11 protein-coding genes are annotated in these 14,476 nt (G+C 68.9%); 2 read left to right on the forward strand and 9 right to left on the reverse strand.

Annotated elements, in window-relative coordinates; all coding sequences use genetic code 11:
- Positions 1 to 186 precede the first annotated feature (186 nt).
- The 3 genes from A5756_RS09815 to fdxA all read right to left on the reverse strand — a co-directional run bounded on the left by A5756_RS09815 (position 187) and on the right by fdxA (position 4,113).
- The gene (locus A5756_RS09815; RefSeq protein WP_066951573.1) at positions 187 to 2,559 is read right to left on the reverse strand and encodes an APC family permease; all 2,373 of its coding nucleotides are present in this window, start codon (positions 2,557 to 2,559) and stop codon (positions 187 to 189) included.
- Positions 2,560 to 2,647: 88 nt separating this feature from the next.
- Positions 2,648 to 3,733, reverse strand: coding sequence for a succinyldiaminopimelate transaminase (gene dapC / locus A5756_RS09820; protein WP_066951476.1), 1,086 nt, complete (start codon positions 3,731 to 3,733; stop codon positions 2,648 to 2,650).
- A 53-nt stretch (positions 3,734 to 3,786) separates the two neighbouring features.
- Positions 3,787 to 4,113: a ferredoxin gene (gene fdxA, locus A5756_RS09825; protein ID WP_055398945.1), complete on the reverse strand. Its 327-nt coding sequence runs from the start codon at positions 4,111 to 4,113 to the stop codon at positions 3,787 to 3,789.
- 378 nt (positions 4,114 to 4,491) lie between these two features.
- Between fdxA and A5756_RS09830 the strand changes: the two genes are divergently transcribed.
- Positions 4,492 to 4,824, forward strand: a complete 333-nt coding sequence (locus tag A5756_RS09830; RefSeq protein WP_066951583.1) for a hemophore-related protein — start codon at positions 4,492 to 4,494, stop codon at positions 4,822 to 4,824.
- A 16-nt stretch (positions 4,825 to 4,840) separates the two neighbouring features.
- Here A5756_RS09830 and A5756_RS09835 read toward each other — a convergent pair whose 3' ends face one another.
- The 4 genes from A5756_RS09835 to mshB form a co-directional block, all read right to left on the reverse strand.
- The gene (locus A5756_RS09835) at positions 4,841 to 5,614 is read right to left on the reverse strand and encodes a maleylpyruvate isomerase N-terminal domain-containing protein (RefSeq protein ID WP_066951481.1); all 774 of its coding nucleotides are present in this window, start codon (positions 5,612 to 5,614) and stop codon (positions 4,841 to 4,843) included.
- Positions 5,615 to 5,644: 30 nt separating this feature from the next.
- Positions 5,645 to 8,263, reverse strand: coding sequence for a bifunctional FO biosynthesis protein CofGH (locus A5756_RS09840; RefSeq protein WP_232001977.1), 2,619 nt, complete (start codon positions 8,261 to 8,263; stop codon positions 5,645 to 5,647).
- A 110-nt stretch (positions 8,264 to 8,373) separates the two neighbouring features.
- Positions 8,374 to 8,835 carry a hypothetical protein gene (locus A5756_RS09845; RefSeq protein ID WP_066951487.1) on the reverse strand — a complete coding sequence of 154 codons (462 nt, stop codon included), beginning with the start codon at positions 8,833 to 8,835 and terminating at the stop codon, positions 8,374 to 8,376.
- Positions 8,836 to 8,928: 93 nt separating this feature from the next.
- Positions 8,929 to 9,831 carry an N-acetyl-1-D-myo-inositol-2-amino-2-deoxy-alpha-D-glucopyranoside deacetylase gene (mshB, locus tag A5756_RS09850; RefSeq protein ID WP_066951490.1) on the reverse strand — a complete coding sequence of 301 codons (903 nt, stop codon included), beginning with the start codon at positions 9,829 to 9,831 and terminating at the stop codon, positions 8,929 to 8,931.
- A gap of 79 nt (positions 9,832 to 9,910) precedes the next feature.
- Between mshB and A5756_RS09855 the strand changes: the two genes are divergently transcribed.
- Positions 9,911 to 10,522 (forward strand): TetR/AcrR family transcriptional regulator, encoded by a 612-nt coding sequence (locus A5756_RS09855; RefSeq protein WP_066951493.1) that lies wholly within the window; start codon positions 9,911 to 9,913, stop codon positions 10,520 to 10,522.
- Between the two features lie 9 nt (positions 10,523 to 10,531).
- Here the strand turns inward: A5756_RS09855 and A5756_RS09860 are convergent, their stop codons facing one another.
- On the reverse strand, positions 10,532 to 12,430 hold the full coding sequence (locus tag A5756_RS09860; RefSeq protein ID WP_197505347.1) for an ABC transporter family substrate-binding protein: 1,899 nt from the start codon (positions 12,428 to 12,430) through the stop codon (positions 10,532 to 10,534).
- A 45-nt stretch (positions 12,431 to 12,475) separates the two neighbouring features.
- Positions 12,476 to 14,365 (reverse strand): translational GTPase TypA, encoded by a 1,890-nt coding sequence (gene typA / locus A5756_RS09865; RefSeq protein ID WP_066951499.1) that lies wholly within the window; start codon positions 14,363 to 14,365, stop codon positions 12,476 to 12,478.
- Positions 14,366 to 14,476: the final 111 nt, after the last annotated feature.

Genomic DNA, 14,476 nt, shown 5'->3' on the forward strand with positions numbered 1-14,476 from the left:
GCGGTCGTGCGGGTGTCAGCTTACCGTCAGCACTCGACTCATCATCCCCGAAGCCATTTCTGGCTCCGTCAGGCGCTCGGAACGCCGATGGCGGCTCACTCGAGAACGACGAATAGTCCTGCTTCGCAAAGAAATCCGGCTAGCAGCGTTTGCCCATGCGGAATAATCCCGGCGATCGGAGGGACGTTAAGTTTTGCTCGATTCGCCGGATTCGCCGGATCCGCCTGAGTCGACGGCCGTCGCGGGGTCCTCGATCACGCAATACGTCGGATCGATCATCGAGATGGGCCGGTTGCCGGTCTGGCGCGCCTTCCCGGTGATCCGCAATAGCTGGCCGGGCTGTATGTCGGCGCCCCCATGACCGGGACGGAACGTGACCGTCATTTCCCCGCTGTTGTCCCCGACGACCACCTGCCGGAAGGTGCGCCCCCGGTCGGTGACGTCCTCGACCTGGTTGACCCGTCCTTCGACGGTGGCCCGTTGCCCCGAGATCAGCCCGGCCACCAGGATGACCGAAGCCGGCCGCTCGGGGTGCTCGTAGGCGTCCACCTTCTCGTCCTCGCCCTTGGACACCCACGCCTCGAGCTTGTCGATCTCCTGGGCGATCCGCTGCTCGAGGGTGTCGGGGTAGGCCTCCTTGATGCGCGATTCCACGTCGTAGGGCACGATCGTCGCCGCCGCATCGGGGATCAGGCTCACCGCGCGGGAGATCTTGTCCGCGGTGCGGTCGTGCAGCAGCCTCCCCAGCAGCCGCGCGAACGTTCGGCGAGGCAACAGCACCGTCACGTTGGTGTGCGGTTGTTCTTCGCGCGCCTTGGCGACCAGCAGCTGGGCGGCCCGGATGATCCGGCGGTCCGGGCAGTCCACCACCCGCAGCGGGGTGTCGAGATCGAAGTGGTCCCAGCGCTTTCGCAGCTGCGCGGCGTGGGCCGGGTCGACCATGAAGTGCACCGCGGTCAACTCGTCGGCCCGTAATCCCCTGCCGTAGCGCAGCGCTTCGATCACCGCCAGGTCCACGGAGTCGACAAGAACGAACACCCGGTGCCGCGCGTACTTCACCAACTCCGGACGGTCGGTGCGGAACATCTCGAGAATGGCTGCCTCAGCCCGGTATTCGCGGTTGAGCCGCATCAGCATGAACACCAGTAGCGGGAAGACGACGACCACCAGCCACGCGCCCTCGGTGAATTTCGCCACCGCGAAGATGCCCACCACGATCGTCGAGAGGATGGCCGCGGACAGGTTGATCGCCAGGCGGCGTCGCCACCCCGGTTCCCGCTGTGTCAGATGGTGTTTGGTCATCCCGTAGCCGGCCATCGAGAACCCGGTGAACACACCGATCGCATAGAACGGGACCAGCGCGTTGACCGACCCGCCGGTCACCACCAACAACAGCACCGACAGCGCCGTCAGGGTGATGATGCCGTTCGAAAAGACCAACCGGTGACCGCGTTTGGTGAGTTGGCGCGGCAGGAAGCGGTCCTCGGCGACGAAACTGGCCAGCGCCGGGAATCCGTTGAAACTGGTATTCGCACCGGTGAACAAGATGGCCGCGGTCGCGGCCTGGACCAGGATGTAGAAGACGTCGCCGATCACGCCGTTGCCGAAGACGGCTCGGCCGATCTGGGACAGCACCGACGGGTATTCCGTGAGATAGGGCGTGGCGTGGGTGACGTGCGCCAGGTAGGCGACGCCGGCCAGCAGGAGGCCGAGGACGGTGGCCATGGCGGTGAGCACGCGGCGCGCGTTGCGGCCCTGCGGCTTTCGGAAGTAGTCGACCGTGTTGGAGATGGCCTCGACCCCGGTCAGCGACGAGCCTCCGTTGGCGAACGCGCGCAGCAACACCAAAATCGTGGCGCCCAGCACCAACCCGTTGCCCTGGTGTACCGGCACGGTTCCGGTCATGTGCGCGGGATCGTAAACCGGTAGGTTCCCGGCGAATGCGCGAATGACGCCGACCACGATGGTCAGGCCAACCATGACGATGAATGAATAGGTCGCCACCGCGAACGGCAGTCCCGCCTCCTTCAGCCCACGCAGGTTCGCGTAGCAGATAGCAAGCACGACCGCGACCGTGAGCTCGAGGCTGTACGGGCCCAGCGCGGGAACCGCCGATACCACCGCGACCGTTCCGGCCGCCGATTGCACCGCAACGGTGACGACGTAGTCGATCAGCAGCGCCGCGGCGGCGATTTGCGCGACCCGGGGCCCGAAGTTGTCCCGGGCGACGATGTAGGAGCCGCCCGCCCGGGTGTAGGCCATCACCACCTGCCGGTATGAGGCGGCCACCAGGACCAGGATGAGCAGGATGACACCGGTGATGGGAAGCAACAGCAGAAAGGCGGCCAGCCCGGCATGCGGTAGCAGTTCGATCAGGATCTGCTCAGGACCATAGGCGACGGACGACACCGCATCCGGCGAAAGCGCGCCCAGGGCAACCGGATTCGACAACTTCTCGGAGGCGATGTCCTCCGTGATCAGGGGCTTTCCCAGGAATACCCGCTTGACGATGTCCCCGACCGAAAGGGGGATGCGCAGCCTGCCGGCCGAAGTCGTCACGACCACCGTCCTTAACTGAGCGGGCGAAACACCTTCGATGCATTGTGCACGCTGGCGCCCGCCATTGGTGGCGGCTGGTCGGTTTCGGTTAGGCGAGCCGCCGCACGGCGGCGGAGATCCGCTCGTCGGTCGCCGTCAGCGCGACACGCACGTGCTGCGCGCCGCGCGGGCCGTAGAAGTGGCCGGGCGCCACCAGGATGCCGCGCTCGGCCAGCCAGGTGACGGTGTCCGCGCACGGCTCGCCGCGGGTCGCCCACAGATACAGGCCGGCCTCGGAATGGTCGACGACGAATCCGGCCGAGCGCAGCGCCGGCAGCAACGCTTCCCGCCGCCGCTCGTACCGTTCGCGCTGCGTTCGCTCGTGGGCGTCGTCGTCCAGGGCGGCGACCATGGCCGCCTGCACCGGCGTCGGCACCATCATCCCGGCGTGCTTGCGCACCGCCAGCAGCTCGGACACCAGATCGGCATCCCCGGCGACGAATCCGGCGCGGTAACCGGCCAGCGACGAGCTCTTCGACAGCGAGTGGATGGCGAGCAGTCCAGCGTGGTCGCCGTCGCAGATCGACGGATGCAGGATCGACAGCGGCTGCGCCTCCCAGCCCAGGCCCAGGTAACACTCGTCGGAAGCCACCACGCTGCCCCGCTCGCGCGCCCAGCCGACCACTTTGCGCAGGTGGTCGACGCCCAGCACGCGCCCGGTCGGGTTGCTCGGGGAGTTGAGGTAGACCAGCGCCGGCGATTGCGGGCCCAACTGGGTCAACGAATCCGCCCGCAGCACCGTCGCTCCGGCCAGCCGCGCCCCGACGTCATACGTCGGATACGCCAGCTCGGGCACCACGATCACGTCCGCGGGCCCCAGCCCCAGCAGGGTCGGCAGCCAGGCGATGAGCTCCTTGCTGCCGATCACCGGCAGCACGGCTGCCTCGGTGAGCCCGGTGATGCCGAAGCGGCGGGCCAGCGCGGCGACCGCCGAGTCCCGCAGGCGCGGGGTGCCGGCGGTGGCGGGATATCCGGACGCGGAACCCGCGGCGGCCAGCGCCTCCTGGATGATCGGCGCGACCGGGTCCACCGGGGTGCCGACGGAAAGGTCGACGATCCCGTCGGGATGGGAACCGGCCAGCGCTTTCGCGTCGGCCAGCGTGTCCCAGGGAAATTCCGGCAGGGATGCCGACACTCGCCCGCGTGGGGCGCGCGGCCTCACCCCGGGTCTATCCAGCACCGGCCCGCTCAGTCTCCCTCGCCCTGGGGCGGCAGGTCCTTGACGACTTGCGGGTCGTTCTCGGTCATGCCGACCTTGGCGGCACCGCCCGGCGATCCCAGCTCAGTGAAGAAGTCGGCGTTGATCTGCGTGTACTGGCTCCACTGCTCGGGCACGTCGTCTTCGTAGTAGATCGCTTCGACGGGGCAGACGGGCTCGCACGCCCCGCAGTCGACGCACTCGTCGGGGTGGATGTACAGCATCCGCGCGCCCTCGTAGATGCAGTCGACCGGGCACTCCTCGATACATGCCTTGTCTTTGATGTCGACACAGGGCTCGGCGATCGTGTAGGTCACAGACGTCTCCTCCATGTACTGCTTCGGTGTGGGCTGCTCTTCGGCTCGCGCCCGGTGCTTCCGGCCGCTCCGGGACAAAGCTTTCGGTTACTGATACTAGACGTTGCACATACACGTCAACCACTTGGCGCGCCCGTTAAATTGACGATTTAAGACTGCCAGTCTCGGACGCCGCGATCGGGGTCGGTTTCGCCGATGGCGAACAAGGCGCCCATTCCGCTGAGCTGCGAAAAGTCGCACTTCAGCGGCGCTCCGCGATATGCATTGCGATGGAAGCACGCGCGCGGCGCCTGGTAACCTCGACGAGAGGCGACAGCCGCTGGGCAAATGTCGTCGCCGTGATAGCGGTGCATTTATAGGGGAAGGTGTCCACACATGGTGAGGCTGTCGTTGACCAAATTGACCGTTGCGCTTGGCGGCGCGGCCGTGGCGTTGACCGCCGCGGCCGGAATCGCGTCCGCGGACCCGACGGACGCAATCATCAACACCACGTGCAACTACGGACAGGTGATCGCCGCGCTCAACGCCACCGATCCGGCGGCCGCGACGCAGTTGAACAGCTCGCCCGTGGCGCAGTCTTACATCCGCAACTTCTTGGCCTCGCCGCCGCCCAAGCGGCAGCAGATGGCCCAGCAGATTCAGGCCATGCCGTCGGCGCAGAAGTACTACGACGACATCAACCAGGTCGCCGTCACCTGCAACAACTTCTGAGCCGAACGGACGCCGCTCAGTAACCGCTGAGCAGGCCGCGCACGCGGCCCAGGGTCTCCGGTCCGACGCGGCTGCAGATTCGCGATGGGTCTGCGGGCCTACGCCCCCAAAGCAGCAGGACGCGCGCGGCAGGGTCGGTTTCCAGGGTGGCAGGGCCTTCGGGTTCGGTGAGCCCGATGGCGGTGCGGTCGGCGTCAGCGCTGATCACGACGTCATCGGTGCCGGCGGCCCGCAACCTGGCCTCGACGCGCTCGCCGGGCCGCAATTGCTTAACGCCCTTGGCCAGCAGCGGTTTTCCGACCGCCACGACGCTGTGCGTGGTCATCCAGGGCTCGGCCAGCCCGGTCTTCAGGGCCGCCGGAATGTCGGCGTCCCCGGTGATGTCCCAACCGTGCAGCACGAGCTCTTCGCGCATGTGTTCGGCGAACCAGGGCACCTTCATGGTGCGGCCCGTCCACGCGACGTCGGTGTCCTGGGGCACGTCGTCGGCCGCTTCCGCGATCCGGTTGAGGGTGGCCATCCGGTCGAACAGCGCGTCCCACAGGTCCGCGTCGTTCAGCGCGCGCAGTGGCCCCTCACGTTCCTCGAAGCCGCGCGTGCCGACGGGTTCGCCGTCGAGGTGCGCGGCCAGCACTCGGGCGATCTCCTCGGCGTTCCCGGCCTGATGGACGACGATGTCGCGCACCGTCCAGGCCTCGCACCAGGTGCCGGCGTCGGGCCGGCGCCGCTGCACCGCGTCTACGAACGGCCTCCACTCGGGGAACCGGTCATCGTCGATCTGTCGGTTCACGGCGTCGGGTATACCCGCCGCCGCGGGCTGCTAAGCGGCCCTCGGAGCGTAGGTCGTGGTGCGTTGGCGGGCGGGGCGTCCGATCCCCTCGGCGATCGCGGTCAGCTCTTCGACGCTCTTGGCCGACCCGTACTCCGAACCGGCCATCCGCGAGATGGTCTCCTCCATCAGCGTGCCGCCCAGATCGTTGGCACCGCCGTTGAGCATCACCTGTGTGCGCTCGACCCCGAGCTTGACCCAGCTGGTCTGAATCTGAGATATGCGGCCGTGCAACATGATTCGTGCCAACGCGTGCACGGCACGGTTGTCGCGGTGGGTGGGCCCGGGCCGGGCCGCGCCCGCCAGGTACAACGGCGAGCTCTGGTGTACGAACGGCAACGGGACGAACTCGGTGAACCCGCCGGTGCGGTCCTGGATCCCGCGCAGCACGTTGAGATGACCCACCCAGTGCTGGGGGCTGTCGACGTGCCCGTACATCATCGTCGACGACGACCGCAGACCCACCTCGTGTGCGGTGGTCACGATGTCGATCCACTCCGACGTCGGCAGCTTGCCCTTGGTCAGCACCCAGCGCACTTCGTCGTCCAGGATCTCGGCCGCCGTGCCCGGGATCGTGTCCAGCCCGGCCTCGCGCAGGCTGATCAGCCACTCGCGGACGCTCAACCCGCTCTTGGTCACGCCGTTGGCAATCTCCATCGGCGAGAAGGCATGCACGTGCATCGACGGCACCCGCGCCTTGACGGCGCGGACCAGGTCGGCGTAGCCGGTGACCGGCAACTCCGGGTCGATCCCGCCCTGCATGCACACCTCGGTGGCGCCTTCGACGTGGGCCTCCCACGCGCGGTCGGCCACCTCTTCGGTGGACAACGAATACGCGTCGGCGTCACCCTTGCGCTGCGCGAAGGCGCAGAACCGGCAACCGGTGTAGCAGATGTTGGTGAAGTTGATGTTGCGGTTCACCACGAATGTCACGTCGTCGCCCACCGTGTCGCGCCGTAGCGAATTGGCGAGGGCGGCAACGGCTTCCAGCGCGGGTCCGTCGGCGGTCGCCAGCGCCAGGTACTCGCTGTCGGTGCAGCCGGCGGGGTCGCGCTCCGCGGCCCGCAGCGCGGCGAGCACATCGGTGTCGATGCGCTCGGGGGCCCGCGCGGCGAGCTCGTGCACCTGCGCGCGGATCGATTCCCAGTCGCCGAAGGCGCTGTCCAGATCGCTGCGCGCTTCGGTGGCGCGGCCCTCGGTGTCGATCGCCGCGTTGAGATCGGTCCGCCCGGCGGAGGCGACGTCGTCGGGCTCCTGCCAGGGCAGCCCCACCGGATTGACGTCGCGGGCCAGGCCGGTCGCCGGGTCGGCCAGCGCCATCACGTGTCCGCGCACCCGCGGGTCGATCCACGCCGCCCCGGCTTGCACATACTTGGGCTGGGCGGTAAGGCGCTGAACCAGTTCGTATCCGGCCTCGGCGGTGATGTCGGCCAGGTCGTCGAGAGCGGGCCACGGCCGCTCGGGGTTGACGTGATCGGGTGTCAGCGGTGATACGCCGCCCCAGTCGTCGACCCCGGCGCCGACCAGCGCCAGGCACTCGTCGCGGGACACCAGGTTGGGCGGCGCCTGAATGCGCATGCCGGGGCCGAGCACCAGCCGGGCGACCGCCACCGTCGCGAGGTAGTCGTCGATCCCCGCGTCGGGCACGGCGGCCATCGCGGTGTGTTCCTTGGCCCGGAAGTTCTGCACGATCACTTCTTGCACATGACCGAACTCCTTGTGCGACTTACGAATCGCGTGCAAGGTTTCGGCACGTTCGGTCAGCGTCTCGCCAATGCCGACCAGCAGGCCGGTGGTGAACGGGATGGAGAGCCGGCCCGCATCGGTGAGTGTGCGCAGCCGCACCGCGGGGTCTTTGTCCGGGCTGCCGTAGTGGGCAAGCCCTTTCGTCTCGAACAACCGCCGCGACGTGGTCTCGAGCATCATGCCCATCGACGGCGCCACCGGCTTCAGCCGGGCCATCTCCGACCAACTCATCACACCGGGGTTCAGGTGCGGCAGCAGGCCGGTCTCTTCCAGCACCCGGATCGCCATGGCCCGCACGTAGGACAGCGTGGAGTCGTAGCCGCGTTCGCTGAGCCACTGCCCCGCCTCCGGCCATCGATCCTCGGGCCGGTCGCCAAGGGTGAAAAGGGCTTCTTTGCAACCCAATTCGGCTCCGCGGCCAGCGATTTCGAGGATCTCGTCGGGTTCGAGGTACATGCCCGCACCCTGCGCGCGCAGCTTGCCCGGCACGGTGACGAAGGTGCAGTAGTGGCAGGTGTCGCGGCACAGATGGGTGACCGGGATGAACACCTTGCGCGAATAGGTGACGGGCAACCCGCCACCGGGGCCGCGCCGGCCGGCCGATGCCAGGCCCGCGTCGCGCACCCGCGCCGCGCTGGCGCACAGATCCGCGAGGTCCGCACCGCGCGCGGTCATCGCAATGGCCGCCTCATCGACGTTGAGCGCAACGCCGTCTCGCGCGCGACGCAACACTCGTCGCAACGCCGAGGCGCTGGTCTTTGGCAAAACCACAGGAGTAGGAAGAGCGGTAGGCTCCTCGCCCGGAGTCAGCGGCACCTTCGTGTAACTTCCCCACGATCGAATTTCATCCGCGTGTCCCAACATGTGAAATTATCTTCCGACCCGTGCCGGCCCCGTCTGCGCAACAGTCAAACAGTAGCGGCAGTGCCACACCCGCCAGCGGGGACATCCCGGCCCGCGTGACCGCATGAACCTCAGGGCCGGCGCCCGCGCCGCCACAGCACCCAGAACGGCGGGACCACACCCAGCACGATCAGCAGCAACGCCCCGTAGGCCATCAGGCCGCGACCCCCCAGGATCACGTCGTCGGCCGGGCCGCCCATGCTGATCACCGCCACCGTGAGCAGCCACGTCCACAACGGCAGCGCGGCCAGCCGCGACGACGTGGTCCACCGGCCGGCGGCCCACACCAGCGCGGCGTTGACCAATCCAGAAATCAAGCCGCTGATGGGAAACGGGACCGACCCGATATAGGAAGGCAGCAGCAGGGCCCCGGCCAGTGCGGAAAGGACCCCGTCGACGGCCAACAACGCCAAGACAACGAACCGTATCGCGGGGTCTGTCGCGCCGATGTCTTCGAGAGATGCGGCGCGCGGCTTGGTTTCGGTCAGGTCGGGACGCTGTCGATGTTGGAGAGTATCGAGCCGATAACCCACTGCAGGCTGTCGAGCCGGTCCTGCCAATGCTGCTGATTAGGGTCCAGGTCGGGGTCCATGCGAAATCCTTCCGTGGCTGCCTGATTGGCAAGCCTACCCCGTGCCGATCGCGGTGAAATCAAGCCCCGCAAGCAGATCTGTTTCCCAACCGCGCTCGTCGCGCTCCCCCGCCGCGCCGGCCGCCAGCACGTAGTGCTCCTCGGCGAGGATCGGCAGAGCCATGTTGTTCGACAGGGCGCAGGCCCGGCCGGTTGGTCCCACGACCACCTGGGTGGCGTGCGCGGCGAGCGCCGCCCGCTTTGCCGCCCAGGCGTCATGGCCGGGCTCGACGACGGCATCGATGTCGGAGTCCGCGTACCCGAAGCCGAACTCTTCCTCCGGGGGGATCGCCCACTCGGGCCGCAGGTCCTCGCCATTGAGCGCACGCATGCCCGCCAGGAAGGCGCGGGTGGCGAACACCGACCAGTAGAACTTCGGCACGGTCCACAGCTCGCCGGGGAAGTCGCCGGAGCCGGCAGCCGCCACGGCGGCCGTTGTGACGGTATGGGTGTGGACGTGGTCGGGGTGGCCGTAGCCGCCGCCCGGGTCGTAGGTCACTACGACGTGCGGGCGGTGCTCGCGAATGACGGCGACCAACTCGCCGACGGCCTCACGCTCGTCGGCGTCGATGAACCGCTGCCGCCCCCGCCCCGGCGTTCCCTGCATGCCCGAGTCGCGCCAGCGTCCGGCGCCGCCCAGGTAGTGGGGGGCACCGACGCCGAGCGCACGCAGCGCCGCGGTGAGCTCGCCGATGCGGTAGCCCCCCAACTGGTCCGCGTGATCGACGGCCAGGCCGGCCCAGCGGTCGCCGATGACCTCACCCTCTTCGCCGAGTGTGCAGGTGACGACGCGCACGTCGGCTCCGCGGGCGGTGTAGTGGGCGATGGTGGCGCCGTTGCTGAGGCTCTCGTCGTCGGGATGCGCGTGGACGAAGAGCAGCCGGGGCGTCTCGGACATGGACGCACCCTACCCGCAGCGCAGGCCCGTTGGCGGTCTCGTCGCCACCGATAGGAACGCATACGGCTACTATCGAGGGATGCCGCAGCTCACCCAGACCGCCCCGACCGGTGGCCGGAGCCGCCGACGGGGCGAGGTCCTCGAGCGGGCGCTCTACGAGGCCACCCTGGCCGAATTGGCCGAGGTCGGCTACGGCGGCCTGACGATGGAGGGAATCGCGGCGCGCGCCCACACCGGCAAGGCGGCCCTGTACCGGCGGTGGGCGACCAAGTGCGAGCTCGTGCACGCCGCACTGGTCCATACCTTGCCGCCGTTGCCGGAGGCGCGTGCCGGCCGGTCGGCCCGGGAGAACCTGCTGACGATGTTCAGCGCCCACCGCGACGTCTGCGCCGGGAAGACCGCCTTCCCCGGCATGGCCACCGTCAACCAGCTCCTGCACGAACCCGAGATGCGCGCCATCTTCGCCGACGCCGTGGTGGCCCCCCGCCTGCAGATCATCGAATCGATCCTGCGGGCCGCCGTCGCGGAGGGCGAGCTCGATCCGGCGCTGATCACCCCGCTGACCGCCCGCATCGGCCCGGCTTTGATCAACCAGCACTTCCTGCTGACCGGATCGCCGCCGAACCGCCGGGAGCTGGCGCTGATCGTCGACACCGTGATCCCGCCGCGACCGGGGCGGGCGGCCGACTGACGACGCGGGCTACGGCCCGGTCTTGATCCACTGGCCGGCGTCGCCGACGATGCCGACCGGCACCGCGCCCGACAGGCTGACGTTCTGCACGCTAGGGCCGGCGCCGACGATCGTGGTGTCCTGCAGGATCGGCAATACGGTGGACATGTTCCACAGGCGCGGCTCGACCGCGGTGATCACGTCGTTGATGCTCTTGGTGCCGTTCAGCGCGGCGTCGATGTTGGACTGAACGCTGCGATCGCAGATCCCGGTGAGGTTGGACGGCGCCTGCACCAAGGCGTTGGGGTCAGCCGGGCGGCTGGGCGGCGGCGTCGACGTCGGCGTGGTGGCGGAGGTGCCCGGTCCGGTGGTCGATGGCGAGACCGGTCCAGGAGAAGAGGTGGTGGTCGTCGGCCCGGTGGACGCCGGCACCTGCGTCGATTCCAGGGCCGGGCAGCCGTACCGCGACGCCAAGCGCGTCGCCAGATTGCCACCCGCCTGGTGCCAGCCGACGATCGCGTCCACCTGGTGGTTGTTCAGCGCGTCGCGATACAGCGTCACCGGGTCCAGCGCCAGCACGCTGGCGGCGATGCCGACGTTGCGCAACTGGTCGGCCGCGGTGTTGGCGACCGCGACGGACGTCGGGTCGTTGACCGCCACGCCGATGACCAGCGCCAGCTGTTGACCGTCCTTGCTGATCCGGCCGCGGATGACTTCGGGCGGCGCGGTGTTCGCCGGTGTCGGCGCCGGGGACCCCGACGAGTTGCCCTCGACCTTGTAGCCGGATCCCTCCAGCAACGCCAGCGCCGCCGGCGTCGTCATCGCGGGGGGCGCGGTCGGCTCGTAGCCGGGATCGCTGGGGGCCCGGATCTGGGCCTGGTCCAGCGTGACGGTGTTGTCGCTACCCGCGCCCACCGCCGCCAGCAGGTCGACGTCGAGCAGCCCGAGGATCGCCTTGCGCACCTGCGTGTCGGACAGCTTGGGCTCGTTGGCGCGCAGGGTCAGCTGCATGACCCGGGGCGTCACGATCCGGGCGGTGCGCACGTCGGGGATGGCGGACAGCTGTGCGAAGGCCGCCGATCCGCCGTGCACCTGCGCGACCTGGGTGTCCCCATTGCGCACGGAGTCGGCCAGCGCGGCCGGCGCCCCGGCACGCCGGAAGAGGATGAGCGCGGGCTTGGCCGGTGATCCCCAGTAGCGGTCGTTGCGGGCCACCAGGATCTCGTCGCGCTGCGGATCGATGCTCTCCACCCGAAACTGGCCGCCGGTCACCGGGAGCGCTCGGGCCAGCCCGGCCGCGAAACCGCCCGGCACGTCCTTGACGATGTGCGCCGGAAGGATGTTGCTGAACAGCTCTTTCCACGACGGGTAGGGCTGGGCGAAGGTGACCACCGCCTGCTTGCCGCCCTCGAGCGACTGCACGCCGGTGATGAGGTCGTACCCGGCGGGGTCGACGACGCCGGGCTGGCTGACCATCTGCCGCCATAGGTACCAGAAGTCGTCGGCGGCGATCGGGGCGTTGTCGGTCCACTGCGCCTCCGGCCGGATCTTGTAGGTCACCGTGAACGGGTTCTGGCCGGTGACCTCGGCCGACTCCAGCAGGGTCGGGTCCATCTCCCAGCGTGAGCCCGTCGGGGTGCCGGGGTCGGGCACCGGCCGGAACGCGCTGGGCAGCACTAGCGCGCTGATCGCCGCGTTCACCGGGGACAGGTCGGACAGCAGGTGCGGGTTGAAGCCGGCCCCGATCGAGTCGATGCCCATGATGATCTGGGTCGGCCGCGGCGGCGGCGGCGGCGAGTTGTGCGGAGTGTCGGTGCTCTGCGGCGCCGGCGGCGGGTTGACCGTGCACGCCGCGAGCGCCAATCCGGCCAGCGAGACGACCACACCCACCGTCACGAAGAATCGGCGGACTCGTCTCGGCATGCCGATCAGGGTATCGAGCAGCTGCCCAGCAGCCCGCCCAAGCACGCCCGATTAACCCCGGGCCTTGGCCCGCGCCCGGCTGCGGCCCCGGGTCGTGGCATCCAGCTCCACCTTGCGGACGCGGACGATCTCCGGGGTCACCTCGACGCATTCGTCTTGCGCACAGAACTCCATGGCCTGTTCGAGGTCGAGCTCGAGCGGCTTGGCCAACGTCTCGATGACGTCCGCCGTCGACGACCGCATGTTGGTGAGCTTCTTCTCCCGGGTGACGTTGATGTCGAGATCCTCTGCGCGCGGGTTGATTCCGACGACCATGCCCTCGTAGGTGTCCTGGCCGGGTTCGACGAAGAACTGTCCGCGATCGGCGAGCTGAATCAGCGCGAACGGCGTGATGGTGCCGCTGCGGTCGGAGACCAGCGACCCGGTGTGGCGGGCCCGGATCTCCCCCGCCCACGGCCGGTAGCCGTCGAACACGGCATTGGCGATACCGGTGCCGCGCGTGATGGTCAGGAAATCGGTGCGGAACCCGATCAGCCCGCGACTGGGCACGATGAAGTCCATCCGGACCCAGCCGGCGGCGTGGTTGGTCATCTCCTCCATGCGGCCCTTGCGGGCAGCCATCAGCTGGGTGATCGCGCCGACGAACTCTTCGGGGCAGTCGATGGTCATCGCCTCGAACGGCTCGTGCAGCTTGCCGTCGATCGTGCGGGTCACCACCTGCGGCTTGCCGACGGTGAGCTCGAAACCCTCGCGGCGCATCTGTTCGACCAGGACCGCCAGGGCGAGCTCGCCGCGGCCCTGCACCTCCCAGGCGTCGGGCCTGCCGATGTCCACGACCCGGATCGACACGTTGCCGACCAGCTCTTGGTCCAGGCGATTGCGGACCATGCGCGCGGTCAGCTTGTGGCCCGAAACCTTGCCCGCCAGCGGCGAGGTGTTGGTACCGATCGTCACCGAGATCGCCGGCTCGTCGACGGTGATGCGGGGCAGCGCGTGGGCGTGATCGGGATCGGCCAGCGTGTCGCCGATCATGATCTCGGGCAGGCCGGCGACCGCCACGATGTCGCCGGCGATCGCCTCGTCGGTCGCGCTGCGCTCGACGCCCTCGGTCGCGAGCAACTCGGTGATCTTGGCGCTGGTGATGACTGGCAGCCCGTCGACCTCGCGCATCCAGGCCACCTGCTGGCCCTTGCGCAGCTTGCCGTTGTAGATGCGGATCAGGGCGAGCCGCCCGAGGAAGGCCGACGCGTCGAGGTTGGTCACCAACGCCTGCAGCGGCGCCTCGGGGTCGCCCGACGGCGGGGGAATGTGCTCCATCAGCACGTCGAACAGCGGGTCCAGGTTGTCGCCGGCGGGCACCTCGCCGTCGGCCGGCTGGGTGGTGCTGGCCACGCCGGCCCGGCCGGACGCGTACAGCGTCGGAAGGCCCAGCGCGTGCTCGGCCGCCTTGGCGGCCTCGTCGTCGAGGTCGGACGCGACGTCCAGCAGCAGGTCGTGGCTGGAGTCCACCACCTCGGCGATGCGCGCGTCGGGCCGGTCGGTCTTGTTGACAACAAGGATCACCGGAAGGTGTGCGGCCAGCGCCTTGCGCAGCACGAACCGCGTCTGCGGCAGCGGCCCTTCGGACGCGTCGACCAGCAGCAGCACGCCGTCCACCATGGACAGCCCGCGTTCCACCTCCCCGCCGAAGTCGGCGTGCCCGGGGGTGTCGATGACGTTGATCACGGTCACCGTGCCGTCGGCGTTGACGCGGTGCACGGCGGTGTTCTTGGCCAGGATGGTGATGCCTTTTTCCTTCTCGAGGTCACCGCTGTCCATGATGCGTTCCTGGGTGTCGTCACCGCGGTGATGCAGCGCCCCGGATTGCCGCAGCATCGCGTCCACGAGGGTGGTCTTGCCGTGGTCGACGTGGGCGACGATGGCGACGTTACGAAATGGCACGTCGGTGATTGTGGCAGCGGGGGGCCTCCCAAAGCGAACTCGAAGGCGAACTGGCAGGTGCGGCCCGCGCGCTGTCCGGTGTGCGTCCAGGGCGGCCCGGCATGGCGTGTC

Source organism: Mycobacterium sp. 852002-53434_SCH5985345, from assembly GCF_001667155.1.
Classification (GTDB): Bacteria; Actinomycetota; Actinomycetes; order Mycobacteriales; family Mycobacteriaceae; genus Mycobacterium.

Excerpts from the sequence above, each read along its gene's own strand:
- A5756_RS09840 (WP_232001977.1), bottom strand. The coding sequence starts at position 8,263 with ATGTTGGGACACGCGGATGAAATTCGATCGTGGGGAAGTTACACGAAG.
- mshB (WP_066951490.1), bottom strand. The coding sequence starts at position 9,831 with ATGTCCGAGACGCCCCGGCTGCTCTTCGTCCACGCGCATCCCGACGAC.
- A5756_RS09855 (WP_066951493.1), top strand. The coding sequence starts at position 9,911 with ATGCCGCAGCTCACCCAGACCGCCCCGACCGGTGGCCGGAGCCGCCGA.